General features: G+C 73.3%; 27 protein-coding genes. 19 read left to right on the top strand and 8 right to left on the bottom strand.

Annotated elements, in window-relative coordinates:
• Positions 1-4: 4 nt before the first annotated feature.
• Positions 5-1,372, bottom strand: a complete 1,368-nt coding sequence (locus tag AC4MBH_RS19920) for a hypothetical protein (protein ID WP_491797140.1) — start codon at positions 1,370-1,372, stop codon at positions 5-7.
• A 93-nt stretch (positions 1,373-1,465) separates the two neighbouring features.
• On the opposite strand from AC4MBH_RS19920, the gene AC4MBH_RS19915 reads away from it, so the two are divergent.
• The 13 genes from AC4MBH_RS19915 (at position 1,466) to AC4MBH_RS19855 (ending at position 11,569) form a co-directional block, all read left to right on the top strand.
• Positions 1,466-2,125 carry a glycosyltransferase family 2 protein gene (locus AC4MBH_RS19915; protein ID WP_491797139.1) on the top strand — a complete coding sequence of 220 codons (660 nt, stop codon included), beginning with the start codon at positions 1,466-1,468 and terminating at the stop codon, positions 2,123-2,125.
• Complete coding sequence (locus AC4MBH_RS19910; protein WP_491797138.1) at positions 2,122-2,775, top strand: TIGR04282 family arsenosugar biosynthesis glycosyltransferase; 654 nt, start codon at positions 2,122-2,124, stop codon at positions 2,773-2,775. The genes AC4MBH_RS19915 and AC4MBH_RS19910 overlap by 4 nt, the downstream gene beginning before the upstream one ends.
• A complete protein-coding gene (locus AC4MBH_RS19905; protein WP_491797137.1) occupies positions 2,772-3,419 on the top strand; it encodes a methyltransferase domain-containing protein in 648 nt (215 codons plus the stop codon). The genes AC4MBH_RS19910 and AC4MBH_RS19905 overlap by 4 nt, the downstream gene beginning before the upstream one ends.
• Positions 3,416-4,582, top strand: coding sequence for a molybdopterin-dependent oxidoreductase (locus tag AC4MBH_RS19900; protein WP_491797136.1), 1,167 nt, complete (start codon positions 3,416-3,418; stop codon positions 4,580-4,582). The genes AC4MBH_RS19905 and AC4MBH_RS19900 overlap by 4 nt, the downstream gene beginning before the upstream one ends.
• Positions 4,579-5,025, top strand: a complete 447-nt coding sequence (locus tag AC4MBH_RS19895; protein WP_491797135.1) for a hypothetical protein — start codon at positions 4,579-4,581, stop codon at positions 5,023-5,025. Before AC4MBH_RS19900 ends, AC4MBH_RS19895 begins: the two co-directional genes overlap by 4 nt.
• 5 nt (positions 5,026-5,030) lie before the next feature.
• Positions 5,031-5,741 carry a response regulator transcription factor gene (locus tag AC4MBH_RS19890; protein WP_491797134.1) on the top strand — a complete coding sequence of 237 codons (711 nt, stop codon included), beginning with the start codon at positions 5,031-5,033 and terminating at the stop codon, positions 5,739-5,741.
• Positions 5,738-6,883, top strand: a complete 1,146-nt coding sequence (locus AC4MBH_RS19885; RefSeq protein ID WP_491797133.1) for a sensor histidine kinase — start codon at positions 5,738-5,740, stop codon at positions 6,881-6,883. Before AC4MBH_RS19890 ends, AC4MBH_RS19885 begins: the two co-directional genes overlap by 4 nt.
• Before the next feature lie 210 nt (positions 6,884-7,093).
• Entirely contained in the window at positions 7,094-8,146 is a 1,053-nt protein-coding gene (gene recA, locus AC4MBH_RS19880) for a recombinase RecA (RefSeq protein ID WP_491797132.1), read from the top strand.
• Complete coding sequence (locus AC4MBH_RS19875) at positions 8,130-8,801, top strand: regulatory protein RecX (protein ID WP_491797131.1); 672 nt, start codon at positions 8,130-8,132, stop codon at positions 8,799-8,801. Before recA ends, AC4MBH_RS19875 begins: the two co-directional genes overlap by 17 nt.
• Positions 8,802-9,036: 235 nt before the next feature.
• A complete protein-coding gene (locus AC4MBH_RS19870; RefSeq protein ID WP_491797130.1) occupies positions 9,037-9,534 on the top strand; it encodes a hypothetical protein in 498 nt (165 codons plus the stop codon).
• Positions 9,535-9,573: 39 nt separating this feature from the next.
• Positions 9,574-10,422: a PPK2 family polyphosphate kinase gene (locus AC4MBH_RS19865; protein ID WP_491797129.1), complete on the top strand. Its 849-nt coding sequence runs from the start codon at positions 9,574-9,576 to the stop codon at positions 10,420-10,422.
• A complete protein-coding gene (locus AC4MBH_RS19860) occupies positions 10,419-11,192 on the top strand; it encodes a HipA family kinase (protein ID WP_491797128.1) in 774 nt (257 codons plus the stop codon). Before AC4MBH_RS19865 ends, AC4MBH_RS19860 begins: the two co-directional genes overlap by 4 nt.
• Entirely contained in the window at positions 11,189-11,569 is a 381-nt protein-coding gene (locus AC4MBH_RS19855) for a DUF3037 domain-containing protein (protein WP_491797127.1), read from the top strand. The genes AC4MBH_RS19860 and AC4MBH_RS19855 overlap by 4 nt, the downstream gene beginning before the upstream one ends.
• 248 nt (positions 11,570-11,817) lie before the next feature.
• On the opposite strand, the gene AC4MBH_RS19850 is transcribed toward AC4MBH_RS19855, so the two are convergent.
• Genes AC4MBH_RS19850 through AC4MBH_RS19835 form a run of 4 tightly spaced genes read right to left on the bottom strand, consistent with a single transcriptional unit; the run spans position 11,818 to position 15,242 of the window.
• Positions 11,818-12,591, bottom strand: coding sequence for a sirohydrochlorin chelatase (locus AC4MBH_RS19850; protein ID WP_491797126.1), 774 nt, complete (start codon positions 12,589-12,591; stop codon positions 11,818-11,820).
• A 34-nt stretch (positions 12,592-12,625) separates the two neighbouring features.
• On the bottom strand, positions 12,626-13,372 hold the full coding sequence (locus AC4MBH_RS19845) for a phosphoadenylyl-sulfate reductase (protein WP_491797125.1): 747 nt from the start codon (positions 13,370-13,372) through the stop codon (positions 12,626-12,628).
• A complete protein-coding gene (locus AC4MBH_RS19840) occupies positions 13,369-13,527 on the bottom strand; it encodes a hypothetical protein (RefSeq protein ID WP_491797124.1) in 159 nt (52 codons plus the stop codon). Before AC4MBH_RS19840 ends, AC4MBH_RS19845 begins: the two co-directional genes overlap by 4 nt.
• Complete coding sequence (locus AC4MBH_RS19835) at positions 13,524-15,242, bottom strand: nitrite/sulfite reductase (protein ID WP_491797123.1); 1,719 nt, start codon at positions 15,240-15,242, stop codon at positions 13,524-13,526. The genes AC4MBH_RS19840 and AC4MBH_RS19835 overlap by 4 nt, the downstream gene beginning before the upstream one ends.
• A gap of 363 nt (positions 15,243-15,605) precedes the next feature.
• Here AC4MBH_RS19835 and AC4MBH_RS19830 point away from each other — a divergent pair, with 363 nt between their 5' ends.
• A complete protein-coding gene (locus AC4MBH_RS19830; RefSeq protein WP_491797122.1) occupies positions 15,606-17,048 on the top strand; it encodes a glycine hydroxymethyltransferase in 1,443 nt (480 codons plus the stop codon).
• Here the strand turns inward: AC4MBH_RS19830 and AC4MBH_RS19825 are convergent.
• The gene (locus AC4MBH_RS19825; protein WP_491797121.1) at positions 17,041-19,017 is read right to left on the bottom strand and encodes a sensor histidine kinase; all 1,977 of its coding nucleotides are present in this window, start codon (positions 19,015-19,017) and stop codon (positions 17,041-17,043) included. The two genes, AC4MBH_RS19830 and AC4MBH_RS19825, sit on opposite strands and share 8 nt — an antisense overlap.
• 170 nt (positions 19,018-19,187) lie before the next feature.
• Between AC4MBH_RS19825 and AC4MBH_RS19820 the strand changes: the two genes are divergently transcribed.
• Positions 19,188-20,156 carry a YihY/virulence factor BrkB family protein gene (locus tag AC4MBH_RS19820; protein ID WP_491797120.1) on the top strand — a complete coding sequence of 323 codons (969 nt, stop codon included), beginning with the start codon at positions 19,188-19,190 and terminating at the stop codon, positions 20,154-20,156.
• Positions 20,149-21,252, top strand: coding sequence for a potassium channel family protein (locus tag AC4MBH_RS19815; RefSeq protein ID WP_491797119.1), 1,104 nt, complete (start codon positions 20,149-20,151; stop codon positions 21,250-21,252). The genes AC4MBH_RS19820 and AC4MBH_RS19815 overlap by 8 nt, the downstream gene beginning before the upstream one ends.
• A 70-nt stretch (positions 21,253-21,322) precedes the next feature.
• On the opposite strand, the gene AC4MBH_RS19810 is transcribed toward AC4MBH_RS19815, so the two are convergent.
• Together AC4MBH_RS19810 and AC4MBH_RS19805 are read right to left on the bottom strand one after the other, a co-directional pair.
• Positions 21,323-23,140 carry a sensor histidine kinase gene (locus AC4MBH_RS19810; RefSeq protein ID WP_491797118.1) on the bottom strand — a complete coding sequence of 606 codons (1,818 nt, stop codon included), beginning with the start codon at positions 23,138-23,140 and terminating at the stop codon, positions 21,323-21,325.
• 72 nt (positions 23,141-23,212) lie between these two features.
• Complete coding sequence (locus AC4MBH_RS19805; RefSeq protein WP_491797117.1) at positions 23,213-23,608, bottom strand: DoxX family protein; 396 nt, start codon at positions 23,606-23,608, stop codon at positions 23,213-23,215.
• Between the two features lie 338 nt (positions 23,609-23,946).
• Here AC4MBH_RS19805 and AC4MBH_RS19800 point away from each other — a divergent pair, with 338 nt between their 5' ends.
• The 3 genes from AC4MBH_RS19800 (at position 23,947) to AC4MBH_RS19790 (ending at position 26,422) form a co-directional block, all read left to right on the top strand.
• A complete protein-coding gene (locus tag AC4MBH_RS19800; RefSeq protein WP_491797116.1) occupies positions 23,947-24,666 on the top strand; it encodes a thermonuclease family protein in 720 nt (239 codons plus the stop codon).
• A gap of 224 nt (positions 24,667-24,890) precedes the next feature.
• On the top strand, positions 24,891-26,168 hold the full coding sequence (locus AC4MBH_RS19795; RefSeq protein WP_491797115.1) for a peptidoglycan-binding domain-containing protein: 1,278 nt from the start codon (positions 24,891-24,893) through the stop codon (positions 26,166-26,168).
• Positions 26,165-26,422 carry a hypothetical protein gene (locus tag AC4MBH_RS19790; protein WP_491797114.1) on the top strand — a complete coding sequence of 86 codons (258 nt, stop codon included), beginning with the start codon at positions 26,165-26,167 and terminating at the stop codon, positions 26,420-26,422. Before AC4MBH_RS19795 ends, AC4MBH_RS19790 begins: the two co-directional genes overlap by 4 nt.
• The last annotated feature ends 45 nt before the right edge of the window (positions 26,423-26,467 follow it).

The following is a 26,467-nucleotide window of genomic DNA, read 5'->3' as shown; positions in this document are numbered from 1 at the left end:
ACTGCTACCACTGGGTGAAGACCAGCTGCTGCAGCAGCACCGCCGTCACCACCTGCACCCCCAGCGCCGGCCGCTGCCACCGCTCGGGCAGCAGCGCCGCGGAGACCAGCAGCCACGGCATCCACGGCAGCCAGATCCGCTCGACCTCCGACTTGCTCATCCGCGACAGGTCGGCCGCCAGCACCGCGGCGGCGGCCGAGAGCGCCAGCAGCACCGCCGTACGCCGCTCGCCCACCGGGCCGAGCACGGTCGCCCGGACTCGCGGCACCGCGCAGGCGACGCCGACGCCCACCACCGGCCCGGCCGCGACGAGCAGCGCGGCGAGGTTGCCCCACACCCAGTAGGACTGCGGCCGCACGCCGCCGAGGCCGGCGAAGTAGCGGTCGGACAGCGGTCCGAGGGCCTCCCACCACCAGAACCCCAGGCCCCCGAACGCGGTCACCACGACGAGCGCGCCCGCGACGGCCCACGGCAGCGGACGCCACGACCGGGCAGCGGCGAGCACCGCGAGGGCGACGGGACCCATCAGCAGGAGCCCGTAGGACAGGAAGATGCCGAGCCCCAGCACCACCCCCGCCGCCAGCGCCCACACCACCATCCGGCGCCGCGACGCCGACGTCGCCGCCAGCGCGAGCAGGGCCAGCCCCCAGGCGGCCACGGTCGCGAACACCGCGTCGGCCGAGACCGCCATCAGCACCGCCGCCGGCGTCAGCACCAGGAACGGCACGACGCGCCGCGCGAGCCCCTCGGCGTCGAGCGCCCGCAGCGCGACCAGCACGGCCGGCACCGCGGCGGCCGCCACCAGGGCGATCGTCAGGCCGACGCCGTAGGAGGAGTCGATCCCGAGCCGCACCAGCAGCACGAAGACGAGCAGCGCCGCCGGAGGGTGGCCGGCGACGTGGGTCGGCCAGCTGTCGCGCTCGCCGTAGGTGATCCCGCCGACGAACCCGTCGATGGTGGCCGGCACGTCGTCGACGGTGCGGGCGGTCTCGAGGTACTCCCCGGGCATCTCCTCGACCCGTGAGATCCCCTCCGAGCCGTCGACGTGGGCGAGCGCGAGCAGCCACAGCACGCCCACGGCGTACGACGCGCCGAGCAGGACGGGCCAGCGCACCGCCGCCCCGAGCCGGGGGAGCACCAGCCACGCCAGCAGACCCAGCAGCGCCACCCGGGTTGTGGCCAGGCCCCAGGTCTTGACCTCGACGTAGCCGCGCAGCGGCGGCACCGGGTCCTCGCCGGGGTAGCGACGCCGCGACCAGGTCTCCCACGAGAGCAGGTCGGGCAGCGTGAACGCCAGCACCACCAGCACGACCGTGAGCCCTGCTCCGACGTACGCCGCCCGCAGCACGGCGCGATCGGTCGGGGCGGTCATCGTGGTGAGCCTAGGCGCACCGGTGCGACGTCATCAGGTCGTAAGCCTTCGGGTGTGGGCGGGGCCTCCCCGTGCACCTAACGTCGAAGGACCATGCCTGACTGCGACCTCATCCTCCCGTGTCGCGACGAGGCCGCGGCCCTGCGAGACCTGCTGCCGCGGGTGCCGGACGCGCTCCACGTGATCGTCGTCGACAACGGCTCCACCGACGGCACCGCCGACGTCGCTCGCAGCCTCGGCGCGCAGGTGGTGGTCGAGCCGACGCCCGGCTACGGCGCCGCCGTGCAATCCGGGCTGCTCGCAGCGACGAACTCCTACGTGGCGTTCATGGATGGGGACGGGTCGTTCGACCCGACCGAGGTGCCGGCGCTGCTCGCCGAGGTGCGGGACGGACGCGCCGACCTCGCGGTCGGACGACGCCGCCCCAGCGCCCGCGGTGTGTGGCCCTGGCACGCCCGCGCCGGCAACGCGCTGGTCGTGGCCTGGCTCCGGCGCCGCATCGACCTCGACGCCCACGACATCGCCCCGCTGCGGGTGTGCCGCCGCGCGGACCTGCTCGCCCTCGACGTGCGCGACCGCCGTTTCGGCTACCCCGTCGAGCTGCTGCAGAAGGCCACCGCCGCGGGGTGGCGGTTCAGCGAGCACGACGTCGCCTACCACCCACGTGCCGAGGGCACCCGCTCCAAGGTCTCCGGGTCGGTCCGCGGCACGGCGCGCACCGCCCGCGACTTCGCGCGGGTGCTCTCACGATGACCTGGACCGCGCTGGTCGTCGCCAAGGCCCCGGTCGCCGGGATCGCCAAGACCCGTCTCGCCGCGAGCGTGGGGGAGCGGGCCGCGGCCGACGTCGCCGCGGCAGCGCTCCTCGACACCCTCGCCGCCTGCGCGTCCGCACCCCGCCGCGTCGTGGCCCTCACCGGCGACCTCGACTCCGCCGAGCGTCCGGCCGACCTGCGCGCCGCGCTCGCCGGGTGCGTGGTGGTGCCGCAGCGCGGTGACGGGTTCGACGAGCGGCTGGCCGCCGCGCACGCCGACGCCGGACCGGGCCCGGTGGTCCAGGTCGGCATGGACACCCCGCAGCTGACGTCCGCGCTCCTCGACCGGGTGGCGGCCGGGCTGGCCGACCACGACGCCGTCCTCGGCGCCGCCGACGACGGCGGGTGGTGGGTGCTGGCCCTGCGCGACCCCTCCGTGGCGCGCGCGCTGCTCGGCGTACCGATGTCGTCGCCCACGACGTACGTCGCCACGCTCACCGCGCTGCGCGCCGCGGGTCTCGACGTCGGCGACGCCCCGGTCCTGACCGACGTCGACACCGCCGCCGACGCCGACCTGGTCGCCGACCGCGCGCCCGTCACCCGCTTCGCCCGCACGTGGGGCGACCTGCGCGCGGCGGTGCCGCGATGACCGACCAGATCGAGGAGCTGTCCTTCTCCGACGTCTTCTCCCACGCCCTGCGCGGCCACCCGTGCCGGGTGACCGGTCTCGACGACGTGCCCGAGCGCCTCCCGATGGACACCTGGTCCCGCATCGCCGACGTCCACGACCACGCGCTGCTCGACCTCTGCACGGGACCCACGCTCGACATCGGCTGCGGGCCGGGGCGGATGACGGCCGAGCTGACGGAGCGTGGGGTCCTCGTGCTCGGCATCGACGTCGTCGCCGAGGCCGTCGACCAGACCGTGGTGCGTGGGGGCTCGGCGCTGCAGCGCGACGTGTTCGACCGGCTCCCCGGGGAGGGACGGTGGCAGACCGCCCTGCTCGCCGACGGCAACGTCGGCATCGGCGGCGACCCGGTCGCGCTCCTGCGTCGCGTGCGCGAGCTGCTCCACCCGCTCGGCCGCATCGTGGTCGAGGTGGCGGGGCGCGGCGTACCGGCCAAGACCGCGTGGGCGGCGCTCGAGTGCGACGGGGTGCGGAGCCGTCCCTTCCGCTGGTCGGTCCTCGGCGTCGACGACGTCGCTGCCGTGGCTGCCAGCGCCGGCCTGCGGGTGGTCGACGCCGTCCGCTACGGCGGCCGGTGGGCCGCCGTCCTCGAGGGAGCGACATGAGGGCGGTCCCGGTCCCGCGACCGGAGCACTTCACCTCGGCGCTGCGCAGTCCAGCGGTCGCTGCCCGGGTGGGGCTGTGGCTCGGCATCTCGTTCGGCGTGTGCTTCCTCACCGGGATCCTGAGCCACTACGCCCAGAGCCCGTCGCAGCCGGTCCCGTTCCCGGCGAGCCCGTCGTGGGGCTACCGGGTCACCCAGGGCCTGCACGTGGTCAGCGGCACCGTCGGCGTGCCGCTGCTGCTGGTCAAGCTCTGGACGGTCTACCCACGCCTGTTCGACCGGCTGCCGTCGTTCCGTCCGCGGGCGCTGCTGCTGACCGGGCTCGAGCGCGTCTCCATCGCGGTGCTGGTCGCCGGTGCGGTCTTCCAGCTCGCGACCGGGTTGGCCAACACCGCCCAGTGGTACCCGTGGACCTTCGGCTTCCGCACCTCCCACTACGCGATGGCCTGGGTCACGATCGGTGCGCTCGTGGTGCACATCGCGGTCAAGCTGCCCGTGATCCGCGACGTGCTGCGCGGCGACGTCGACGACACCACCCACGACCGTCCCGAGGCCGTGGAGCACACGGTGCTCAGCCGCCGCGGCCTGCTCCGCGCGACGTGGCTCGCCGCCGGCGTCGCGGCGCTGGCCACGGCGGGGCAGAGCGTGCCCTGGCTGCGCGACGTGTCCGTCCTCGGCGTGCGGTCCGGCGACGGGCCCCAGGGCGTCCCGGTCAACAAGTCGGCCGAAGCCGCCGGCGTGACCGAGGCGGCCACCAGCGACTCCTGGCGCCTGACCGTCACCGGGCCCGACCGCTCGGTCGAGCTCAGCCGCGCCGACCTGCTCGCGATGACCCAGCACACCGAGACCCTGCCGATCGCCTGCGTCGAGGGCTGGAGCGCCAGCGGCGACTGGTCGGGCGTGCGGCTGGTCGACGTGCTGGCCCTGGTCGGCGCACCGCCCGAGAGCGACGTCACGGTGGCCTCGTTCGAGGAGGACGGCGCCTACTACACGACCAACACGCTGCAGAAGAGCTTCACCTCCGACGCCCGCACGCTGCTCGCGCTGGGGCTCGGTGGCGAGGCGCTCGACCTCGACCACGGCTACCCCTGCCGGCTGATCGCACCCAACCGCCCCGGGGTGCTGCAGACCAAGTGGCTCGGCTCGATCGAGGTGCAGGCGTGACCGGGACGACCGCGGTGCGGGCGGGGCTCGGCGCCGTCGGTGTCCTGGTCGGCCTCTACGGCGCGTGGCTGATCTGGGACCGGCAGACCCCCGACCAGCTGGTCACGGTCGCGACCTGGCTGGTCGTCGGTGTCGTGCTCCACGACGTCGTGCTCGCCCTGGTGGTGCTGGTCGGCGGGGTGGTCGTCGTACGGGTGCTGCCCGCGGCGGCTCGGGCGCCGGTGACCGTCGGCGCGGTGGTGCTGGGGTCGGTGACGCTGCTCGCCGTACCGGTGCTCCTGGCCTACGGACGCAAGCCGGACAACCCCACGGTGCTCGACCGCGACTACGGTCAGGGCTGGCTCCTGCTCGCCGCGACGGTCGTGGTGGCCGTGGTCGTCGCCACCGTGGTCGCCACGGCGCGGCACCGGGCGGCGGGGGCGAGGACCCCGGAGGAGGGCTGAGGCGGATGGCACGGGTGCTGGTGGTCGACGACGACCCGACGGTGCGCGAGGTCGCCGCGTCCTACCTGCGCGCGGCCGGCCACGAGGTCGACGAGGCCGGCGACGGCGTGGCCGGGCTCGACCTGATGCGGCACCGGCCGGCCGACCTGGTGGTGCTCGACCTGATGATGCCGGCGATGGACGGCCGCGAGGTGTGCCGTCGGTTGCGCTCGGCCGGTGACGTGCCGGTGATCATGCTGAGCGCGCTGGCGGGGGAGGAGCAGCGGGTCGACGGTCTCGAGCTGGGCGCCGACGACTACGTCACCAAGCCGTTCAGCCCGCGTGAGCTGGTGCTGCGCGTCGACGCCCTGCTGCGGCGTGCCGGTCGCCACGGGTCCGGCCTGCCCGACGTCGTCGCCGACGGCGACCTGGTGGTCGACGGCGTACGCCGCGAGGCCACGCGCGGCGGGCGGCCGCTGCCGCTGACCGGGCGCGAGTTCGACCTGCTGCGGCACTTCCTGGCCCACCCGGGCGTCGCCTGGTCGCGCGACGAGCTGCTCGAGCAGGTGTGGGGCTGGACCATCGGCGACCAGTCGACGGTGACCGTGCACGTGCGGCGGCTGCGCGAGAAGGTCGAGGACGACCCGGCCCGGCCGGTGCGGCTGGTGACGGTGTGGGGCGTCGGCTACCGGTGGGAGCCGGTGCCGGACGAGGCGAGCGGGACGCCGGGCCCGTGAACGACCAGACCGAGATCCTGCTGCTGGCCGGTGCGGCCGCCACGGCGGTCGGCCTGGTCGGGCTGGCCGTCGGCTACCTGCTGCGACGCCGGTCGCTGCGCTGGCAGCTCGGCCTGGTCGCGGTGGTCGCGGTCGGGTCGGTGCTCGCGGGCGTGCTCGCCGTCTCGCGCCGGATGCTCATCTCCGACCACGACCTCGGGGTGGTCACGCTCGTCACCGTCGGCGCGGCGGTGATCGCGCTGGTGGTGGCGATGGCGCTGGCCGCGGCGCTGTCGCGGTTCTCGGCCGCGCTGCGCGACGACGTACGCCGGGTGGGGGCCGGGGGGCCGTCGGAGGCCTCGGTGGCCTCGGTGGCCTCGCAGCCGAGCGGGCCGTCGGAGTTCCGGGCGCTGGCCGCCGAGCTCGACGACATGCAGACCCGGCTGGCCGAGTCGCGCGCCCGGGCGGAGCGGGTGGAGGGCTCGCGCCGCGAGCTGGTCTCGTGGGTCTCCCACGACCTCCGCACCCCGCTGGCGGGGCTGCGCGCGATGACCGAGGCGCTCGAGGACGGCGTCGCGCCCGACCCCGCGCGCTACCACCGCCGGATCCGGGCCGAGGTCGACCGCATGTCGCGGATGGTCGACGACCTCTTCGAGCTCTCCCGCATCCATGCCGGCGTCCTGCCGATGGCGCCCGAGCAGCTGCCGCTCAACGACCTGGTCAGCGAGGCGATCGCGGCCGCCGAGCCCGTGGCGCGCGGCAAGGGCGTGGCGCTCGACGGCCGCGTGGAGCCGGGGCTGGTGGTCCGCGTCGACCCCGCCGGGCTGACCCGGGTGCTGGCCAACCTGGTCGCCAACGCCGTGCGCCACACCCCGCCCAGCGGCGTCGTGGAGGTCGTGGCGGCGTCCCGCTCCGGTGCGGTCGAGCTGAGCATCACCGACGCGTGCGGCGGGATCGCCGATGCCGACCTCGACCGCGTCTTCGACATCGCCTGGACCGGGTCGGTGGCGCGCACCCCCGACGTCGACGCCGCCGACGCCCGCGCGGGGCTCGGCCTGGCCATCGTCAAGGGGATCGTGGAGGCCCACGACGGCGAGGTCAGCGTGGCCAACCACGGCGCCGTCGGGTGCCGGTTCCTGGTGCGGCTGCCCCTCCCGGTCTGAGCGACCGGGGCGGCCGACGGCGTGTCGAGTTGGTTCGAACACCTGTTCGTCCTAGGTTCGTGGGTGTCGTGGGAAGCACCTCCCGCAGGCGGTCATCCACAGGCAGCCGGCTCTCCGGAGCGGACTGTCGGTGGTCGCCCCTAGCGTCTCGGCGAGACAGACCAGGGACGACGACCCACACCCGACACACACGACGTAAGGACAAAGACCATGGCTGGTGGAGACCGCGACAAGGCCCTCGACTCTGCGCTGCTCAACATCGAGAAGCAGTTCGGCAAGGGCTCGGTGATGCGCCTGGGCGACGAGACCCGCGCCCCCCTCGAGATCATCCCGACCGGATCGATCGCCCTCGACGTGGCCCTGGGCCTGGGCGGCCTGCCGCGCGGCCGGGTCGTCGAGATCTACGGGCCGGAGTCCTCCGGCAAGACGACGGTCGCCCTGCACGCGGTGGCCAACGCCCAGGCCCGCGGCGGCATCGTGGCGTTCATCGACGCCGAGCACGCCCTCGACCCCGACTACGCCGCCGCCCTCGGCGTCGACACCGACGCGCTGCTGGTCTCCCAGCCCGACTCCGGTGAGCAGGCGCTCGAGATCGCCGACATGCTCATCCGCTCCGGCGCGCTCGACCTCATCGTCATCGACTCGGTCGCCGCGCTCGTGCCGCGGGCCGAGATCGAGGGCGAGATGGGCGACAGCCACGTCGGCCTCCAGGCGCGGCTGATGAGCCAGGCGCTGCGCAAGATGACCGGTGCCCTCAACAACTCCGGCACCACCGCGATCTTCATCAACCAGCTACGCGAGAAGATCGGCGTCATGTTCGGCTCGCCCGAGACCACCACCGGTGGCCGGGCGCTGAAGTTCTACTCCTCGGTCCGCCTCGACGTGCGACGCATCGAGACCCTCAAGGACGGCACCGACATGGTCGGCAACCGCACCCGGGTCAAGGTCGTGAAGAACAAGGTCGCCCCGCCGTTCAAGCAGGCCGAGTTCGACATCATGTACGGCAAGGGCATCAGCCGCGAGGGTGGCCTGATCGACGTCGGCGTCGAGGCCGGCATCGTCCGCAAGGCCGGCGCCTGGTACACCTACGACGGCGACCAGCTCGGCCAGGGCAAGGAGAACTCCCGCACCTTCCTCAAGGACAACCCCGACCTGGCCAACGAGCTGGAGAAGAAGATCCTCGAGAAGCTCGGCGTCGGACCCAGCGTCCAGGAGCCCGCCGAGGAGCTCTCCGACAAGCCGATCGGTGTCGACGACTTCTGAGCCGGGTTGGCGCGGCGACGTCCACGACGGCGTCGCCGCGTGGACCCGCTCCGCCCCCACGGTGGTCGAGCCGTCCGAGCCCCTGGGCGAGGACGAGTCGAGACCCCGCAAGCGACGCACCCGCGGCGGTCCCCGACCGCACGACCCGGTAGCCCTCGGCCCCCCGGCCGACCCCGAGTCGGTCGCCCGCACGATCCTGCTCGACCAGCTCACCGGCCGCTCCCGCTCGCGCCACGAGCTCGCCGACAAGCTCGCCGCGCGCCACGTCCCCGACGACGTCGCGACCCGTCTCCTCGACCGGTTCGAGGAGGTCGGGCTGATCGACGACGAGGCCTTCGCCCGGGCCTGGATCGCCGGGCGCCAGTCCGGCAAGGGCCTGGCCCGCCGGGCCCTGGCCCAGGAGCTGCGCCGCAAGGGCGTCGACGACGAGGTCGCCCGCGACGCCCTCGACGAGGTCGACCCCGCGCAGGAGGAGGAGGCGGCCCGTGCCCTGGTCCGCAAGAAGCTCCGTTCCCTGACCCGCGTCGACGACACCACCGCCACCCGACGCCTGGTCGGCATGCTCGCCCGCAAGGGCTACGGCTCCGGCCTCGCCTACGCCGTCGTCCGCGACGAGCTCGCCGCTGCCGACCGCACCGCCCCCGACCCCGACTGACCCCCACGTCGGTCGAGGAGGCCGGCCACGGCCGTCTCGAGACCCGGCGGGCATGGGCAGGACGGTGACTGACGCCGGTCGAGGAGGCCGGCCACGGCCGTCTCGAGACCCGGCGAGAAAGGGCACCCACGCTGCGCCGTACGGCGTCCCGGCGCGCCGGGGCCCCTCGACGCCCCGGGCCGCCCATACTCACCCCGGCGGACCACCGCGGCCACCGCCCGATCGGAGTGCTCCCGTGTCCTTCTCCTCCTCCTCGCCCCAGCCCGGCCAGTCCGGCCAGTCGGGCCAGCCGACGTACGGCTACCAGCAGCCGACCGAGCGGGTGGGTCGTGGCCTGCTGGCGGCGGCGGCCGCGGTCGTGGGCGGCATCGTCCTGACCGTGGTGATCTTCCGGCTCGGCTACGTCGCCTCGATCACCAGCCTGGTGATCGCGTTCGGGGCGGCCTACCTCTACGAGGCCGCGGCCGGACGTTCACCGCGCAAGGGCCTGGTGCCGCTCCTGGTCCTCGTCGTGGTCGGGGTGCTCGTGGCCTTCCTGGCGATGGTCGCCAGCGACGCCTGGACCGTCTACGACGACTTCGGCGTCACCGAGGTCTCCCGGGCCACCTTCATCCGCGAGGCGGTGCTCGACCCGGAGATTCTCCAGGAGTACGGCAAGGACCTCGCGCTGTTCCTCGTCTTCGCGGTCGTCGGCATCGTCGCCGTCGGGCGCCGGCTGTTCGCCGCGCGCTGACGCAGCGTTGATGGGGAGGCGCGCCCTAGGGTGTCGGTCATGAGCAGCATCTCCGACGCCCTCCGCCTGACCCCGGGTCCCGTCGACCTCCAGGCGATCGAGACCGACGCCGCTCCCGGCTACGACGGCGACAAGACCTCCGGCAAGGACGACCTCGCCGCGATGGGCGACGAGCTGGCCGACCTCCAGGAGCGGCTCTTCGCGGAGGGCATCGCCGGCGGGCGACGCTCGGTGTTGTTGGTCCTGCAGGGCATGGACACCTCGGGCAAGGGCGGCACGCTGCGCCACACGGTGGGTCTCGTCGACCCCCAGGGGCTGCGGATCACCTCGTTCAAGGCCCCCACCGAGGAGGAGCGCTCCCACGACTTCCTGTGGCGCATCGAGCGTGCCCTGCCGACGCCCGGCTACCTCGGCGTCTTCGACCGCTCCCACTACGAGGACGTGCTGATCGCCCGGGTCCGCGACCTCGCCCCGCCCGAGGAGATCGAGCGCCGCTACACCGCGATCAACGAGCTCGAGCAGCGCCTGGTCGACGGCGGTACGACGGTCCTCAAGTGCATGCTGCACATCTCGGCCGACGAGCAGCGCGACCGGCTCCTGGCCCGGCTCGACGACCCGACGAAGTTCTGGAAGTTCAACCCCGGCGACATCGACGAGCGGTCGCAGTGGCCGGCGTACCGGGAGGCCTACCAGGTCGCCCTGGAGCGCACCCACACCGACGCCGCGCCCTGGCACGTCGTACCGGCGGACAAGAAGTGGTACCGCAACCTCGCCATCGGCACGCTGCTCCTCGACGCCCTGCGCGCCCTCGACCCGCAGTGGCCCGCCGCCGACTTCGACATCGCGGCGGAGAGGAAGCGCCTGCTCGACGAAGACCCGATCGCGTGAACCAGCCGCTGGAGACCGTCGCCGTCACCCGCTACGTCACGCCGCTGCGCGAGGGCGGCAGCATGCCGGGCGTCGTGGAGGGCGAGGACCTGGGCACCTACGTCTGCAAGTTCCGCGGTGCCGGGCAGGGTCCCCGGGTGCTGGTGGCCGAGGTGATCGTCGGTGAGCTCGCGCGGCGGATCGGGCTCGACACGCCCCGCCAGGTGGTCCTCGACCTCGACGCCGAGATCGCGCGCTACGAGGCCGACGAGGAGGTCCAGGACCTGCTCACGGCCAGCGTCGGGCTCAACCTGGGCATCGACTTCCTCCCGGGCTCGTTCGGGTTCGACGGCGACACCGGCACCACGGCGGAGGTCGCCGGCGCGGTGGTCTGGCTCGACGCGTTCTGCGCCAACGTCGACCGCTCCTGGCGCAACCCCAACCTGCTGCTGTGGGGTGACGGGCTCTGGGTCATCGACCACGGCGCGGCGCTGTACTTCCACCACGCCTGGCCGGGCGGCGTCGGCGACCCGGCCCGCTTCGCCGCCCAGCCCTGGGACCCCAGCGACCACGTGCTGCGCCACCGCGCCGGCAACCTGGGCGCGGTCGACGCCCGGCTGACGCAGGTCGTCACGCCCGACCTGCTCGCCGAGGTGGTCGCGCTCGTGCCCGACGCCTGGCTCGACCCGGTGCCGGGAGCCGACTCGCCCGAGGCGCTGCGCACGGCGTACGTCGCCTTCCTCACCGCCCGGCTCGGCACCCGGCAGTGGCTGCCCGAGGGCGCGGCGTGACCCGCCGCGCCTACCAGTACGTCGCGCTGCGCTGCGTCCCGCGCGTCGACCGCGAGGAGTTCGTCAACGTCGGCGTCGTCCTCTACTGCCACGCCACCGACTACCTCGAGGCGGCCTGGCGCGTCGACCCCTCCCGCCTCGGTGCCCTGGACGCCCTCGTCGACCCCGACCAGGTCCGCGAGGCCCTCGCCTTCGTCGACGCCGTCTGCGCCGGCGACGACCGCGCCGGCAGCGCCGGCAGCGCCCCGATCAGCCAGCGCTTCGGCTTCCTCAAGGCCCCCCGCAGCACCGTCCTCCAACCCGGACCCGTCCACGGCGGCCTCACCACCGACCCCCCACGCCAGCTCGAGCACCTCCTCCACCACCTCCTCGGCTGACCCGTCGCATCGTGGCGACGGGTCACCGCGAAAACGACGCGACCCGTCGCATCGTGGCGACGGGTCACCGCGAAAACGACGCTGACCCGTCGCACCGTGGCGACGGGTCACCGCGAAAACGACGCTGACCCGTCGCATCGTGGCGACGGGTCACCGCGAAAACGACGCTGACCCGTCGCATCGTGGCGACGGGTCACCGCGAAAACGACGCTGACCCGTCGCATCGTGGCGACGGGTCAGCGCGCGGGTCAGACGGGGACGAGCTCGACGGCGCCGACGGCGTAGCGGGCGAGGATGACGCGGGCGACCTCGGGGTGGGCGCCGAGGGGGGCGGAGACGGCGACGGCGCCGGCCTCGAGGGCGAGCTCGGCGGCACGGTCGGTGAGGTCGCCGGGGGTGAGGAACAGCGAGGCGACGGCGATGTGGCGCCGGCCCTCGCCGCGGAAGGCGCGCACGGCCTCGCCGGTGGCGGGCGGGGCGCTGGCGGCGTACGCCGCGGTCACCGGCAGCTTGTGGTGGTTGCCCCACAGCCGGGCGAGACGGGCCACGGACTGGTTGGCCAGCGGGTCGGTGGAGCCGGCGGCGGCGAGCACCAGGGCGTCGAGCTCGCGGCACCGGGCGTCGCGCAGGGCCTCGCGCAGCCGCTCGTCGAGCACCTCGAGGAAGCAGGCCTCGAGGCCGAGCGGCGCGCCGAGGCGCACCTGGAGGCCGGGGTGGCGGCTGGTGGCGGCCGCGACCGCCTCGGGGAGGCCGGCCAGTCCGCCGAACGCCTCGGAGAGCACGAGCGGGACCACGACGATCTCGTCGTACCCGGCCTTGACCAGCCGGTCGACGACCGACTGCAGCTCGGGTCGCGTCCAGCGTCCGCCGACGCCGCCGTGGGCGCTGGCGTCGAGGTGGGCACGCTCGACGCGGAGGTCCGGGCGCTGGGCCTTGACCTCGTCGACGAGGGCGCTGATCGTCTTGGTGGTCCGGGGGTCACGGCTGGCCGGAGCCAGCGCCACCAGTGCGGGAGCAGCCATCAGAGCCGCCTCCTTCCATGCTCACGAGCCGGGGTCACGCGTGGATCCCGCACTCGGTCTTGTTGGTGCCGGCCCAGCGCCCGCTGCGCGGGTCCTCGCCGGGAGCGACGCGTCGGGTGCAGGGAGCGCACCCGATCGAGGGGTACCCGTCGTAGACGAGCGGGTTGACCAGGACGCCGTTGTCGGCGATGTAGCGCTCGACCTGCTCGTCGCTCCAGCGGGCGAGCGGCGAGACCTTGACCTTGCCCTTCTTGGCGTCCCAGCCGATGACCGGCGCGATGACGCGGTTGTGGGTCTCGGCGCGGCGCAGCCCCGTCGCCCAGGCGTCGTACGACGCGAGCGCGTCGGCCAGGGGGGCGACCTTGCGCAGCGCGCAGCACCGGTCGGGGTCGGTCTTGTAGAGGTCCTTGCCGTGGGTCGCGTCCTGCTCGGCCACGGTCTGCTTCGGCGTGATCGAGAGCAGGGTGACGTCCATCGTGTGCTGGACGGCGTCGCGGGTGCCGATGGTCTCGGCGAAGTGGTAGCCGGTGTCGAGGAAGACGACGTCGATGCCGGGCACCACCTGGGCGGCGACGTGGGCCAGGACGGCGTCGCCCATCGAGGAGGTGATCGCGAACCGGTCGCCGAACGTCGCGGCGGCCCACTCGATGATCGTCTCGGCGGGGGCGAGCTCGAGCTCGGCGCCCCAGTGGGAGACCAGGTCGCGCAGCTCCTCGGAGGAGCGTCCCTCGGTGGCGATGCCGCGCATGTCGCGCGCGGTCTGCGTGGTCAGCGTGGTCATCGGACCACGCCCTCGGGGCGCAGGGTGCCGAGCATCTTGACCAAGAACACGCGCTGGCAGTCGCGGCACTCCCACGCGCCGTGCGTCGCCTCGTGCGGCCACAGGTTGGTGTCGCCGCAGTAGGGGCAGTGGAACGGGACGGCGCGTTCGCTCATAGCGAGGACAACACCTTCTCGCCCCGGAGTAGTTCCTCCTCGGCGCGGGCGACCCACGCGGCGAAGCTCTCCGAGGCGTCGGTGCGGTCGATGAGGTAGTTGGTGACGATCGCGGTGACGTAGTCGTCGAGACCGGCGCTGGTGACCTTGTGGGCCCGCAGCTTGCGACCGAAGTTGGCGCCGAGGCCGGTCGCCCCGCCCAGGTGCACCTGGAAGCCCTCGACCTGCTGCCCCTCGTGCATCACGAGCTGGCCCTTGAGGCCGATGTCGGCGACCTGGGTGCGGGCGCAGGCGTTGGGGCAGCCGTTGACGTTGACGGTGATCGGGGTGTCGAGGTCGGGGAAGCGCTGCTCGAGCTCGGCGACGAGCCGGCGCGAGCGCTCCTTGGTGTCGACGATCGCAAGCTTGCAGAACTCGATGCCGGTGCAGGCCATCGTGTTGCGCCGCCAGTTGGACGGCCGGGCCGAGAGACCGATCGTGTCGAGCCGGCCGATGAGCTCCTCGACGACCTCGGGCCGGACCCCGATCAGCACGATCTTCTGGTAGGGCGTGAGCCGGGCGCCGGCGACGCCGTACTCCTCGATCAGGTCGGCGAGCTGCACCAGCAGCGTGCCGGAGACGCGGCCGGCGACCGGCGCGACGCCGACGTACTTCAGGCCGTCCTTCTGCTCGTGGACGCCGATGTGGTCGCGGTGGCCGACGGGGGAGGGCGGCGACTCGCACGAGACGAGCTCGCGGCCGAGGTACTCCTTCTCCATCACCTCGCGGAACTTCTCCACGCCCCAGTCGGCGACGAGGTACTTCAGCCGCGCCCGCGAGCGCAGCCGGCGGTAGCCGTAGTCGCGGAAGATCGAGGCGACGGCCGCCCACGCGTCGGCGACCTCGTCGAGCGGGATCCACACACCCATCCGGGCCGCGAGCATCGGGTTGGTCGACAGCCCGCCACCGACCCAGAGGTCGAAGCCGGGGCCGTGCTCGGGGTGGACGGTGCCGACGAAGGCGACGTCGTTGACCTCGGGCACCACGTCGTGGCCGGGGTGGCCGGTCACGGCGGTCTTGAACTTGCGCGGGAAGTTGGAGAAGGCCGGGTCGCCGATGAAGCGGTCGTAGATCTCCTCGAGCGCGGGGGTGCCGTCGATGATCTCGTCGACGGAGACACCGGCCACGGGGGAGCCGAGGAACGGGCGCGGCGAGTCGCCGCACGCCTCGAGGCTGCTCAGCCCGGCGGCGTCGAGCCGGTCCCAGATCTCGGGGACGTCCTCGACCCGGATCCAGTGGTACTGGATGTTCTCGCGGTCGGTGACGTCGGCGGTGTCGCGGGCGAAGTCGACGCCGATCTCGCCCAGCGCGCGCACCGCGGAGTGGGAGAGCAGCCGGCCGTCGGAGCGGACCCGGAGCATGAAGTAGCGGTCGTCGAGCTCCTCCTCGGCCAGCGTCGCGGTCTTGCCGCCGTCGAAGCCGGGTGCGCGCTGGGTGTAGAGGCCCATCCACCGGAAGCGGCCGCGCAGGTCGGCGGGGTCGATGGAGTCGAAGCCGCGCTTGGAGTAGATGTTGATGATCCGGGCCCGGACGTTGAGCGGGTCGTCGTCCTTCTTGGACTGCTCGTTCTTGTTCAGCGGCTCGGTGAAGCCGAGCGCCCACTGGCCCTCGGCACGCTTGGGCCGCGGGATCTCGGTGTGCTTCGCCTTCTGGGACTGGAAGCGCAGGTCGGGCATGAGCAGGTGGTCCTTCGCTGTTCGCTGGCTGCGCCGCTCGGGCCGGTCGGCCGGGGCGCGGGGGAGGGTCTGGTCAGCGGTAGCGACACATGCTGCTGCGCGTGCGCCCGAAGTCCACGTGGCGACGTACCACGAGGAAGGCGTGCGTCTCAGCTGTGACCATGGAGTGGAGTCTCACGGCGTGGACGCGCTGTCCACAAACACCAATCTCGTGATGTGAGATGCGTGTCCAGCATCCGGACGTGGCGGGCCGGCCTCCCGCCTCGGAGGACGGCGGGGTGCGAGGTACGTCACACCGACCGGCGTCCGCGCGGCCGCCGTGACGAATCGGTACGTCGCGCACGCGCTACTAGTCTGCGACCCATGGCCGACCTGAACGCCCTGACCAGCTCCGCGTACTCCCAGGCCCTCGAGGTCATCGCCTCGGTCGAGCCCCGGATCGCCGAGGCGACCCGGCAGGAGCTCGCCGACCAGCGCGGATCGCTCAAGCTCATCGCCAGCGAGAACTACGCCTCGCCCGCGGTGCTGCTGACCATGGGCACCTGGTTCAGCGACAAGTACGCCGAGGGCACCATCGGCCACCGCTTCTACGCCGGCTGCCAGAACGTCGACACCGTCGAGGCGCTCGCCGCCGAGCACGCCCGGGAGCTGTTCGGCGCCGAGTACGCCTACGCCCAGCCCCACTCCGGCATCGACGCCAACCTGGTCGCCTTCTGGTCGATCCTGGCCCACCGGGTCGAGGGTCCCTGGCTGGAGAAGGCGGAGAAGAAGAACATCAACGACCTCACAGACGCCGACTGGGAGTCGCTGCGCCACGAGCTCGGCAACCAGCGCCTGCTCGGCATGAGCCTCGACGCCGGCGGCCACCTCACCCACGGCTTCCGCCCCAACATCAGCGGCAAGATGTTCCACCAGCAGCAGTACGGCACCGACCCGGAGACCGGCCTGCTCGACTACGACGCCCTCGCCGCCAAGGCGCGCGAGTTCAAGCCGCTGATCCTGGTGGCCGGCTACTCCGCCTACCCGCGCCGGGTCGACTTCGCCAAGATGCGCGAGATCGCCGACGAGGTCGGCGCGACCCTGATGGTCGACATGGCCCACTTCGCCGGCCTGGTGGCCGGCAAGGTGTTCACCGGCGACGAGGACCCGGTGCCGCACGCCCACGTCGTCACCACGACCACCCACAAGAGCCTGCGCGGCCCGCGCGGCGGCATGGTGCTGGCCACCGAGGAGTACGCCCCCTCGGTCGACCGCGGCTGCCCGATGGTGCTCGGCGGCCCGCTCTCGCACGTGATGGCCGCCAAGGCCGTGGCGCTCGCCGAGGCCCGCCAGCCGGCGTTCCAGACCTACGCCCAGCAGGTCGCCGACAACGCCAAGTCGCTCGCCGAGGGCTTCCTCAAGCGCGACGCCCGGCTCGTCACCGGAGGCACCGACAACCACCTCGTGCTGCTCGACGTCTCGGGCTTCGGGCTCACCGGCCGTCAGGCCGAGTCGGCGCTGCTCGACGCCGGCGTGGTCACCAACCGCAACTCGGTGCCGGCCGACGCCAACGGCGCCTGGTACACCTCCGGCATCCGCCTCGGTACGCCGGCGCTCACCACCCGCGGCTTCGGCCACGACGAGTTCGACACGGTCGCCGAGCTCGTCGTCCAGGTCCTGCAGAACACCGAGGCCGGCACGACCAAGGCCGGTGGGCCGTCGAAGGCGTCGTACACGCTGGCCGAGGGCGTCGCTGCCAAGGTCAAGGACGCCTCCGCCGAGATGCTCGACAAGCACCCGCTCTACCCGGGGCTCGAGCTCAGCTAGCCAGCGGGAGCAGCACCGTCATCGTCGTCCCGGCGCCGGCGGTGGAGGCGACCTCGATCCGGCCGCCGTGCTCCTCGACGACGGCCTTGGCGATCGGCAGCCCGAGCCCGGAGCCCGGGATCGCCCTCGTCGCGGCCTCCTGGGCCCGGAAGAACCGGTCGAAGAGCTGGTCGCGGTCGGCCTCGGCGATGCCGATGCCGGTGTCGGCGACGACCAGCCGCGCCTGCCCGGCCCCGTCCGTCGTGGCCTCGACCCGCACGGTCAGCTCTCCGGGGTCGGGGGTGAACTTCACCGCGTTGCCCACCAGGTTGGCCAGGACCCGGTGCAGGCCGGAGAGGTCACCGAGGACCCAGACCGGCGCGTCGGCGAGCTCGAGGGCCAGCGTGTGGCCGTGCTTGTCGAGCAGCGGCGCGATCTCGTCGAGGTAGGACGTGACGACCTCGCGCAGGTCGAGGCGGCGGCGGTCGAGCCCGAGCGGCACGTGCTCGGCCCGGTCGAGGGTGAGCAGGTCGTCGACGATGCGGCTGAGCCGGGCGGCGCTGCCGCGGACCTTGCCGACGGCGGCGCACTGCTCGGTGGTGAGGTCGCCGAAGTCGCCCTCGACCATCAGCTCGGTGTAGCCCAGGATGCTGGCGATCGGCGTCCGCAGCTCGTGGCTGACGGTCGAGACCACCGCTCGCTTCAGCCCGTCGGCCTCGCGCAGCCGCGCGAGCGACCCCTTCTCGATCTCCAGCGCCGACTGGAGCGCCATCTCGGTCTCGAGCCGCTCGGTGATGTCGACGCCGGCGACGACGTAGCCCACGAGCCGGCCGTCGACCCGGACCTCGGTCACGCTCAGCGAGACCACCAGCCGCTCGTCGTCGCCGACGACGTGCTCCCAGTCGTAGCGGTCGTCGGTGGCGGCCTGGGCCCGCACCACGGCACCGAAGTCGTCGGCCACGCCCAGCTCGGCCGCGTGCCGCGAGATCTCGGCCCGGGAGAGGAACAGCGTGGGGGAGCGACCCAGCACCGACTCGCGGCTGCGGCCCAGGAGCCGCTCGGCGCCGGCGTTGAAGGCGGTGATGTCGAGGTCGGGGTCGAGGCCGACGAGCAGGGTGTCGGTGGCGGCGTCGAGGATCGTGCTGACGGTCGCGGTCGCGTGGACGGCGTCCTGGTCGCTGCGCACGAGCCGCTCGCGCTGCTCGGCGAGCTCGGCCTGCTGGTGGTCGATGCGGTCGAGCAGCTCGTCGCGGGTGACGTGCAGCAGGTGGCGCAGGTGCAGGTTGGCGCCCTCGAACCCGCGCACGGCGGGGCGGTAGCAGAGCACGAAGACGAGCAGCGGCACGGCGAAGGCCGCGGCCAGCACCAGCTTGGAGAGCACCTGGTCGTGGATCAGGTCGCCGAGTCCGGTCTCGGGCCGCAGCGCGACCAGCGGGAACAGCACGCCGTCGAGGGCGAGGATGCCGACGTAGGTCACCAGGTAGACCGGGACCATCGACCGGGTGCCCACGCGGGCCTTCGCCCGGTCGAGCACGGCGACGAGCAGCAGCAGCTCGAGGATGATCAGCAGCCCGCCGGTCACCACGGTGTCGACGGACCGGTCGAAGACCTCGGGGGAGGTGCCGGCGACGTTGACGACGTCGCTGCTCTCCAGCGCGGACTGGCTGATGTTGAACACCGCCCACACCATCACGTTGACCGTCACCGAGAGCACCACGATGCCGCGCACGACCTGGATGTCACGCCCGACGACGACCGCGATCAGGGTGGAGTACATGAACGCGCCGTAGGAGACCTGCCCGGCCAGCAGCGCCACGTCACCGCCCAGCGGCAGCACGTAGACCGCGCCCAGCAGGCCGCCCAGCGTGAGCACGCTGGCGATGTAGACGTAGAAGAGCATGAAGCGGTAGCGCGGCGGCGCGAGGGCGAGCACCAGGGGGATCGCGGCGTACGCCACCACGCTGAGGGCGAACAGTGTTCGTGCGTCCACAGCTCTACCTCCAGGTGGTTGCCGATGGTTGCACACCTGGAGGCCGCGTGTGACGACAGTCACCTCACCCCGAACGGCGACGGGAGCCCGACGAGCCGCCCCCGATCTCACCTCGGCGGACGGCCCCCGGTTCCCCGAACCACCCGCCGTACCGCCGTAGCGTGGGGGGCATGACCTCGGAGGCGACGGACCCGCCGGGTGGGTCACCCGTCGGTCTCGCCGAGAGGGGTCGCCGGCTCGGGCACACGATCTGGCGCCTCGTGGTCACCACCGTCGGCTCGTGCATGCGCTACCGCGTCACCGGGCTCGCCGCCGAGGGCGCCTTCTTCGCGGTCGTCTCGGTGCCGCCGCTGATCTTCGCGCTGGCGGGGGCGGTCGGCTACGTCTCCGACCGGTTCAGCGAGGCGCAGGTCGAGGAGGTACGCCGCGCCGTCGTCGACCTGTGCTCGAAGTTCCTCACCGACCGCGCCGTCGAGCAGGTCATCTCGCCGACCATGGAGGAGGTGCTCGACGGGGGGCGCCTCGACGTCATCTCGCTCGGCTTCGTGCTGGCGCTCTGGTCGGGCTCGCGCGCGCTCAACGTCTTTGTCGACACCATCACGATCATGCACGGCCTCGGCGGGCACCGCGGGATCGTCAAGACCCGGGCCCTGGCGTTCGTGCTCTACCTGCTGGCCATGGTGACCGGGGCGATCTCGCTGCCGCTCGTGGTCGCCGGTCCGCGCCTGGTGCGCGACGCGCTGCCCGAGCGGCTCGACGTGCTGATGTCCTTCTACTGGCCGATCGTCATCGCCGTGTGCATCTGCTTCCTCGCCACGCTCTACCACGTGTCGGTGCCGGTGCGGACCAACTGGAGCTTCAACCTGCCGGGGGCGACGTTCTCGCTGATCGCCTGGATCCTCGGCTCCTACGTGTTGCGCTGGTTCCTCACCGTCACCGCGGCCGACTCCAAGTCGATCTACGGGCCGCTGGCGGCGCCGATCGCCGTCCTGCTGTGGCTCTACCTGCTGGCCCTCGCGGTGCTGATCGGGGCGGCGGTGAACGCGGCGTTCGACGAGGTGTTCCCGCAGAAGAACACCGTCCGGGCGAGGCTGGAGCTGATGACGCGGCTGCGTGCCCTAGGTTCGCACCGTGGATGAGCACCTGACCGGGACGGCGGCCCACCACGGCCGGGGCAAGGTCAACCTGCCCGAGCGCGCCCGCTCTCCGCTGTGGGTGCTCGGCCAGCGCCTGTTGGCCGCGATCGGGATCCTGGTCGGCACCACCCTGCTGGTCTACTTCGACGGCGACGGCTACCGCGACGGCAACGACCCGGACAACTACATCAGCCTGATCGACGCGCTGTACTACACGACCGTCACGCTCAGCACGACCGGGTACGGCGACATCGCGCCGGTCACCGACACCGCGCGCCTGGTCAACGCGTTCGTCATCACCCCCGCCCGCATCGCGTTCCTGGTGCTGCTCATCGGCACGACCCTCGAGGTGCTCGCCTCGCAGGGCCGCGAGGTCATCCGCATCGCTCGTTGGAGGAAGAACGTGGGCAAGCACATCGTCGTCGTCGGCTACGGCACCAAGGGGCGCAGCGCCGTCGAGACGCTGATCACCAACGGGTTCAGCCGCGAGGGCATCATCATCGTCGACCCCAGCAGCACCGCCCTCGCGGAGGCGCACGCCGACGGCCTGGCCGTCGTGACGGGCGACGCCACGCGGCGCGAGGTGCTCCGCCGGGCCGGTGTCGACGAGGCCGACCAGGTCATCATCACCACCGACCGCGACGACTCCAACGTGCTCGCCACCCTCACCGTGCGCCAGCTCAACCCCGACGCCTGGATCGTGGCGGCCGTGCGTGAGCAGGAGAACGCGCCCCTGATGCGCCAGTCCGGCGCCGACTCGGTGATCACCTCCTCCGACGCCGTCGGCCGGCTCCTCGGCCTCTCGTCGATCTCGCCGCCGCTCGGCACCGTGATGGAGGACCTGCTGTCCTCCGGCGACGGCCTCGAGGTCGCCGAGCGCGAGCTGCTGGTCTCCGAGGTCGGCAAGCAGCCCCAGTCGCTGCCCGACCAGGTGATCGCGGTCGTGCGCGACGAGAAGGTCTACCGCTACTTCGACCCGGTCGTCGCCCTGCTCGCCCGCGGCGACCGGCTGATCGTCGTACGCCCCGCCAAGGAGCTGCCCTGGGCCCCTCGCCCCGGCACCCACAACGAGGACTTCGCCGTCGACGAGGACGACTGACGACGGTGGTCGAACCGGGCGAGCGCCGGCGAGCCCGAGTCGAGACCCCGCAGGTCGACGCCGAGTCGGTCTAGCGGACGGCGAGCGCCTGCAGCGGTAGCCGCACCGTGAACGTCGTGCCCTCGCCCAGACGCGAGGTCACCCGCACCGTGCCGGCGTGCCGCTCGACGATGGTCGCCACGATGCCCAGGCCGAGGCCGGTGCCGGGCTCGCGCAGGGCGTCGGGGTTGGTGGTGCGGAAGAAGGCGCGGAACAGCCCGACCTGGTCCTCCTCGGAGATGCCGAGGCCGTCGTCGGTGACCTCGATGACGACGTCGCCGGCCTCGCGCCGGGCGGTGACGACGACGGTGCCGCCGGCGGGGGTGTACTTGACGGCGTTGCTGACCAGGTTGCCGAGCATCCGATCGAGCTCGACCGGGTCGCCGGCGACCTGACCGATGGGCGGGCCAGACGGCTCGAGGTCGAGGCGCAGCGTGATGCCCTTGGCGCGGGCGGTGGTGTCGATGAGGGCGACGGCGTCGCGGGCCAGCGCCCGCAGGTCGACCGCCTCGCGGGCCAACGGGTGGCGGGGGTCGCTGACCTGGGCGAGCAGCAGCAGGTCGTCGACGACCTTCTGCATCCGGGTCGCGCCGCGCGCCATCGCGCGCTGCAGGTGGGCGGCGACGTCCTCGAGGTCGAGCTCGCCGAGCAGCTCGAGGTTGCCGGAGATGACCGTGAGCGGGGTCCGCAGCTCGTGGGACAGGGTGGTGATCAGCTGGCTGCGGTAGTCGTCGAGCTGCTGCAGCTCGCGCACCAGGTCGCGCTCGCTCTCCAGGGCGCGGGCCGTCATCAGGGCGGCGCCGAGGTCGTGACCGATCTCCAACGCCGACTCGGTCTCCAGCGGCGACCAGTGCGGGTCGTCGACGCCGCGGGTGAGCACCAGGAAGCCGAGGCAGTCGGAGCCGGTGCCCAGCGGCACCGCCATCGCCGAGCCCAGCCGCAGCTCGCGCAGCTGCTGGCGGGCGGCGTCGAGCAGCGCCGTGGTCGCGTCGGGCTCGCGGTCGGTGTCGGTCTCGACCACCAGCACCCGCTGCTCGTCCCAGAGCCGGGGGGCCAGCGCGCGCGCCAGGTCGCGCATCCGCGGCTCGACGCTGGCCGGGTCGCCGTCCCGGGTGCGGGCGTGACCGGGGCCGGAGCCCAGCGGGTCGAGCACCTCGATCCACGACCCCGCCGCGCCGAACCCGTCGACCAGCGGTCGGTGGGTCGAGCGCAGCACCGAGGCCAGCGACGAGTGCGCCGGACGGGACGCCGCCCGGACCATCCGCCGCGCCGCCTCCGCGTGGGCGATCTGCTGGGCCATGGCCTCGCGCTCGAAGGCGGTGAGAACCGCGCGCTCGGAGTGGGCGGCGTACTTCTCCAGGATCGTGTGCAGCGACGGGTCGGGACGGCGTCCCGACAGCGGCTTGTCGAGCGAGAGCGCCCCCACCAGCCGGCCGTCGTCGTCGGTCAGCAGCGCCATCAGCACGTCCATCGGGTGCCAGGCGTCGGGATCATCGCTCTGCTCCTCGGCGACCACGAACCAGTGACCGTCGAGGTCACCGGGCTCGTACTTCTCCGCAGCGAGGAACTTGAAGCGGCCCCAGCTCTCGCCGCGGTCGACGATCGGCTCGAGGATGGTGATCGGGTCGGCGTGCTCGAAGACGTCGTGGCGGAACTCGTCGGGGCCGGTGTAGGCCATCGTGACGAGCTCGTCCTCCAGCACGACCGACAGCGCCGCGACCTCGAACCCGGCCATCTCGGCGACCGACTCGACCATCAGCTGCAGCGCCGAGCGCGCCGCGGAGTCGGACCACCCGGTGTGGTCGGGGTGGCCGGACGCAGGGGAGGCGTCGCGCTCGACGGCGGTCATCGGCAAGGTCCTTCCGTCGGTCCGACCTGCATTATCGTCCGCGCCGGCGATCTTGCAGGCGATCTGGTGACGTCAGTCCTCGCGGCGCCGCAGCACCCCGCCGCCGAACAGGGCGACGAGCACCAGCACCGGCTGGAAGAACAGCCGGACGAACCGCTTGCGGTCGGTGTCGAGGCCGAACGCGTCGGTGCCCTCGACGTACTGCGCGACGTTGCCGGGGAAGATCACCACGAAGAACGCCGCCAGCAGGGCGCCGACCAGGCGCTGGTGGCGGGGGAGCGCCACGAACGCCGCCCCGAGCCCGATCTCGACGCCCCCCGAGGCCAGCACGGTGACGTCCTCGTCGATCGGGAACCAGCTCGGCACCTGCGCCTGGAACTCCTCGCGCTGCGTGGTCAGGTGCAGCACCCCCGCCCCGACCATCGCGGAGCCGAGCAGGAGGCGGGCGGCGGTGCGGGCGGCGCTCATGGGCCCACCCTAGGACCACCCGTCCGCCACCCACGCTGGTCGAGGAGGGCGGTCACGCCGCACCCCGGTGGTCTCGAGACGGTTGCTAGCGCAACCTCCTCGACCAGCGTCGGTCAGGGCAGGCGGCGGTACCGCAACCCACGCTGGTCGAGGAGGGCGGCCACGCCCGTCTCGAGACCATCCTCCTCGACCAGCGTCGGTCAGGGGAGGCGGCGATCGCGGCAACCCGCGCTGGTCGAGGAGGGCGGCCACGCCCGTCTCGAGACCATCCTCAGCCGATCGGTCAGACCTCCGCCGTTCCCCAGCGGGGGAGCGCCACGCGCCCTACGGTCCGCAGCATGACCCCCCGCCTCCTCGTCCTCGCGGTCCTGGCCGCGCTGCTCCTCGGCGTCGCGCCGGCCACCGCGAGCAGCACCGCCCCGGCCCCGCGTCCCGACCTCGACTGCGCCGACTTCGGCACCCAGGCCGAGGCCCAGCGCTACTACGTCCGCCTCGGCGGCCCGGACCAGGACCCCGACAACCTCGACTCCGACGGCGACGGCGTCGCCTGTGAGTCCAACCCGTGCCCGTGCTCCACCTCGACCGACGACTCCGGCTCCGGCGGCGGGACGTCCGACGGTCCCGGACGCCGTCCGCTCCACGTCAACCGAGCCGTCGTCGTCCACGTCGTCGACGGCGACACCGTCGACGTCCGACTGCGCTCCACCGACCGCCGCGTCCGCGTCCGCCTGATCGGCATCGACACCCCCGAGATCCACGGCAGCCGCGAGTGCGGCGGCGCCCCGGCGTCGAGGGCGCTGAAGGACCTCCTCCCCGTCGGCACCCGGGTGGTCGTGACCAGCGACCGCAGCCAGTCGCTCCGCGACCGCTACGGCCGGTGGCTCCGCTACGTCCAGAAGGCGTCGTCCCGTGCCGACGTCGGCCGTGTCCAGCTGCACCGCGGCCACGCCCGCGTCTTCGTCTACCGCAGCAACCCGTTCACCAAGGTCCGCACCTACCGCGCCGAGCAGTCCGCCGCCCGCCGCGCCGAGCGCGGCCTCTGGGCCCGCTGCCGCTGACGGCCCCTGAAAAACAAAGAGCCGAGCCGCTGGAGTCTCGGGTCACCAGCGGCTCGGCAAGAAGAACGTTAGCCGCGCCGCCCCGACCGCGCAGGAAAACCCGAAAACTTCTCCACCATCGGTGACGCTGCCCGATCGGGCAGCCGTGCCTTCGTCAACGGCCGGGTCCGACGCCCTTGCTGCCCTGCTCCGGGGGCTGCGACCGTCCCGAGGGTGGAGCAGACGTGGCGCGCCGACCGCCGTCCCTGACCGAGGGCGACGTCGAGCCCCACTCCGGCGTGCGGCCCGCGCGACGTGAGGAGCCCGACCACGCGGCCGCCGCAGCACGGGCGGACGGTCCGATGGGCGCCGGATCGGTGCAGCGGCTGCAGCGGTCGGTCGGGAACGCCGCCACCAGCGCCCTCCTGGTCTCGCGGATGACGGTCGAGGACGAGCCCGCGGGTCCCGGGTCGGGCCAGCAGGCGACGGCGGGCGGGGGTGGCGGGTTGCAGCTGCCGGCGCCGGCGACGACGTCGCCGCCGCCGGGCCCGACCGCCGGACCGCCGCCGGCCCGGCTGCTGCGCCGGGGCACCACCGGGCCCGACGTCACCGAGTCCCAGACCAGGCTGAACACCGCCGGTTCGGCCACCCCGCCGCTGGCGCTCGACGGCGTCTTCGGGCCGCTCACCGACGCCGCCGTGCGCCGGTACCAGGCCGCCCACCCGCCCCTCGTGGTCGACGGCATCATCGGGCCGCTGACCCGCGCCGCGCTGGACGCCGGCGGGGGAGGTGGCGGGGGCGGCGGAGGGACGGGTCCCGTCCCGGCCGACCCGCTGCTCGGCATCTGCACGGTCGACGGGCACGGCGCGTCCGACGCCGCCGTGGCGCGCGCCCGGGAGCAGGCGGTCGAGCTGTACGGCGGGATCGCCCCGGCCAACCGGACGGCGATGCAGGCCGACCCGGTGACCATCGACGTGATCCCGCACGACAAGAAGCTCACCGAGCTGGCGGAGTACGCCCACCTCGCCGGGACGAGGACGTTCGACGGCCGGGTCTGGGACGACGTCCGCGGCATCCAGACCACGGTCAACGGCGTACGCCGCGTCGCCGTCGCCGAGGAGGACCTGGTGACGGTGCCGGGCAAGGCGGCCAGCTACGGCGCGGGCTTCCTCGCGGCCCACGAGGGCGGCCACGGCCTCGAGGCGTCCGGCCTGACCCCGGCCCAGAAGACCACGCTCACGACGATCTACGACGCCCGCGTCGCCGCGCTGGGCAAGCCGACCCAGACGACGCCCGTCGGCCCGGCGACGGCGGGGTGGCTGACGCCGTCGTGGTACTCGGCGGCCAACCAGCAGGAGTACTTCGCCAACTCCGTGGCGGCCTACCACGGTCACCCCTACACCAACGACGCCGCGGACGTGGCAATCTACGACCGGGCCTGGTTGCAGGCCAACGACCCGTCGATGTTCGCCCTGCTGCAGCAGGTCTACGCGGCGTCGCCGACTCCAGGAGGCACCCCGTGAGCGCACCCGCCTACCGCGTCTACCGCGACGACGAGCTGGTCCTGGACGTCGCCGACGAGCCGGGCATCCTGGTCAGCACCTCCGCGCCGCCGCCGCTCCCGGGCCAGGGGCCGGTGACCCACCCGTTCGCGACCGCCAGCTTCTACTCGGCGACGGCCGAGGGCGAGCTCGGGGCGCTGCTCCGGGGCGCCGAGACCATGGCCGGCTTCCTCGATGCCGTCCGCGCCGCCGGTTACCGCGTCGAGCCCGTCTGAGCGCAGCCCCGGGTCACTGATTTGGGGGATCTACCGCCCGCTCGG

The sequence above is a fragment of the Nocardioides sp. WJ219 genome (genome assembly GCF_058559815.1).
Note: the sequence above shows the minus strand (reverse complement) of the source record. Positions and strands in the feature narration are given on the sequence as shown.